Annotated in this window: 1 pseudogene; it reads right to left on the bottom strand. The window is 66.7% G+C overall.

The features are described from left to right. Positions 1 to 14: 14 nt before the first annotated feature. A pseudogene (locus AC0IYH_RS31020) lies at positions 15 to 285 on the bottom strand (hypothetical protein); the annotation flags it as partial.

The raw sequence follows: 285 nt of genomic DNA, 5'->3' as shown, positions 1-285 counted from the left end.
GCCGTGGAAGCGCGTCAGCCGATTGGTCGCAGCGTTGCAGAAGTCAGATGCCAGCTCAACTGCTCGCGCGTCGCACCGTCCACGTCGTTGACGCGGCGCAGGATATATTGCCCCGCAAACCGCTGATGCCGGCCGTTCTTCAACGTGGCGTAGACGCGCACCGGCACAGTGATGAACACCGAACCCGCCGCTCCTTCGCCGTCGATCGGCGCCCCTGCCACGACCCGCGTATGCGCCGTCCGCGCGAAGCCTCGCGTAAATGCGGCATAGCTCTGGCCGCTGGCC

This window comes from Pseudomonas sp. AC463, from assembly GCF_979253585.1.
Note: the sequence above shows the minus strand (reverse complement) of the source record. Positions and strands in the feature narration are given on the sequence as shown.